The organism is Microbacterium sp. Bi128 (assembly GCF_918698205.1).
Genome location: NZ_CAKKMM010001129.1, coordinates 1 through 1,677, shown reverse-complemented (window position 1 = coordinate 1,677; position 1,677 = coordinate 1). Strand labels below are relative to the sequence as shown.

3 protein-coding genes are annotated in these 1,677 nt (G+C 67.7%); 1 reads left to right on the top strand and 2 read right to left on the bottom strand.

Going from position 1 to position 1,677, the window contains the following annotated elements; genetic code table 11:
* Positions 1-221 precede the first annotated feature (221 nt).
* On the bottom strand, positions 222-740 hold the full coding sequence (dut, locus tag LQV45_RS30480) for a dUTP diphosphatase (protein WP_230010969.1): 519 nt from the start codon (positions 738-740) through the stop codon (positions 222-224).
* Positions 741-923: 183 nt separating this feature from the next.
* On the opposite strand from dut, the gene LQV45_RS30475 reads away from it, so the two are divergent.
* Positions 924-1,409, top strand: a complete 486-nt coding sequence (locus LQV45_RS30475) for a DUF3093 domain-containing protein (RefSeq protein ID WP_230010966.1) — start codon at positions 924-926, stop codon at positions 1,407-1,409.
* A gap of 131 nt (positions 1,410-1,540) precedes the next feature.
* Here the strand turns inward: LQV45_RS30475 and LQV45_RS30470 are convergent.
* Positions 1,541-1,677, bottom strand: a 137-nt coding sequence (locus LQV45_RS30470) for a DUF4193 family protein (RefSeq protein WP_230010971.1), incomplete at its 5' end; no start/stop codon positions are given.

Genomic DNA, 1,677 nt, shown 5'->3' with positions numbered 1-1,677 from the left:
CTGCTCCTGTTTGGCTTTCCTGCCGCGCCCAAAAACCATGGGGTGTCTCCTTCAGTTGTGATCCTGTACCGCCGCCCGGCGCCGTCCTGGCGCCTGTCCGCGTGGCCGCCCGCTACCCCGCGGCCGGCTCCTTATTTCGTGCATCATTGCCTGCATGTGCTGCAGTGCCTGCGGCACTGCAGAAACGCAGTTGGCTCCCGTGGCGTTGCCGGGGCCTGCGCTCAGGCCGGTCCGCCGAAACCGCCGGTGGAACCGAAGCCTCCCCCGCCGCGGACGGAGCCGTCGAGCTCCTCGACCGGGAGGAACCTGGCGTACTCCACGCGCTGAATGACCATTTGTGCAATTCTATCGCCGCGGCGGAGCTCGATCGCCTCGTCCCGGTCCGTATTGAGCAGTGTCACCGCGATTTCACCGCGGTAGCCGGCGTCCACGGTCCCCGGGGCGTTCACCACCGTGAGTCCGTGCTTGGTGGCGAGGCCGGACCGGGGGTGGATCAGCGCAACGAATCCATCCGGGAGCGCAATCGAGACGCCCGTCGGGACGAGGCGGCGCTCCCCCGGCGCGAGGACGACGTCCTCGCGGGCGCGGAGGTCAGCGCCCGCGTCGCCCGGGTGCGCGTACGACGGCGGCTCGAGCCCGTCGTCGAGCATTTTCAGCTGTACCGTCAAGGTGGGCGTTCCGTAGGCTGCGTCGCTGGCCGTCGGTGCGGCACTGGCGACGGCGGTGTTTTCTTCAGTCACAGTCCCTCACTCTAACGCCCGCAAGGAACATCGTCCTAGCCGCCGCTGGCCTGCCCGGGCACGCCGCCCGCGGGACTGGTGCGCGGTGGATGCGGGTTGATCCTGGTTGTTCCGGGTTGATCCAGGGCTGGAGCCGGGCGGGGCCGAGGTGAAATAGCCCGGGAAAGATGAAAAGCTGTGCTTATGCCCGAATCCAGCGCAGCCGCGCCTGCCCCGAAGAGCGCCCCGCGCGACTCCACTGCCCTTTACTCCGAGAAGCTTTGGCCGAACTTCTGGATCTGGCTGGTCGCGGCGGGGTTCTCCAGCGCCGGGATCCTCATGCTGGCGCCCATCAGCATCTGGGCCGGCATCACCGCAGCGATCGTGCTCTTCGTCATCATCTCCATACTGCTGGTCCTGTCCACGCCGTCAATCACGGTCACGAGGACCACCCTGAAGGTGGGCAGGGCCACGATTGAACGCGGATTCCTGGGCAAGGCCACGGCGTTCCGGGGCAAAGAAGCGACGGCGGAGCGGGGCACCCGGCTCAACGGGCTGGCGTTCCTGTGTATCCGCGGCTGGGTGGATCCGGTGGTCCGGATCGAGATCGAGGACCCCTCGGACCGCACGCCGTACTGGCTGGCGTCCAGCCGCCACCCGGAGCAACTGATCGCCGCGCTCAACGCTTAGTTCCCACCGCCCCCTGCACGGCTCTCCCCAACTCCCAGAGGGCACCTCACGTCGCCTCCTCCCCGGTCCCGAAATGCGGGCCCGGGATCGGGCTTCTTTGTCAGGACTGCCGCGTCAGGGCTGCCGCGTGCCTAGCCCTCGCAATCCTTGCAGTACTTAAGGCCGTCCTTTTCGCGGGCAATCTGCGAACGGTGGCGGACGAGGAAGCAGGAGGCACACGTGAATTCGTCAGCCTGGGCGGGCAGGACCCGGACCAGCAGTTCCTCCC

Bases quoted from the DNA above. Each gene is read 5' to 3' on its own strand.
- LQV45_RS30475 (WP_230010966.1), top strand. From the start codon at position 924: ATGCCCGAATCCAGCGCAGCCGCGCCTGCCCCGAAGAGCGCCCCGCGC.